A 589-nucleotide genomic window follows, 5' to 3' on the forward strand; every position below is an offset into this window, starting at 1 on the left:
ACTAAGATCCAGGCTTTTTGCATACATAAAAATAGAGAAATTTAAGATGAAAGACGTTCTTTTTGTTTTTCATAAACAGAAGTAGACTCGTTCCATGTATATCGACCATCTTGTAATTGAATGGTTGCGCTGAATGGACAGTCTATTGACGTTTCTGCGTCATCTAAACTACTTTCAAGTAAACTTTTTTTAAATCGAAGCAAATCCTCTTTTGAAGCAACTCGAAAAACCATTTCTAACGTAAGATCATCGTCCATTGCATTGTGTAATTGACTAATACTTTTGCGGAATTCTTTATTATATTGGAGCATAATTTTAATATCTGCTACGCAAGCAACACCAAACACATCTTTCACAACAGACTCAACCGTTAACTGAGTTGTGGAAGCATATGTTGAAATATTACGCTGTGGATTTTCTAAATAATAAATCGTTTCTACAGGATGTCTCGTGATAAGCACCTCTTTCCTATTCTTAAGTATACAGGAAAAAAGAATGGAATGGGGAAAGATTTTTAGGAAAGGAGTCCTGACATACATAAAAAGACTGTTTGTAATAGGAAAGAGAGTTATAAATTGAGGGCTTTTCG

The 589-nt window shown here is 34.0% G+C and carries 1 protein-coding gene; it reads right to left on the reverse strand.

All coding sequences use genetic code 11. The features are described 5' to 3' along the window. Positions 1-41 precede the first annotated feature (41 nt). Positions 42-461 (reverse strand): hypothetical protein, encoded by a 420-nt coding sequence (locus AC1DRF_RS31595; RefSeq protein WP_013056956.1) that lies wholly within the window; start codon positions 459-461, stop codon positions 42-44. Positions 462-589 lie beyond the last annotated feature (128 nt).

This window comes from Priestia sp. P5_B4, from assembly GCF_056400385.1.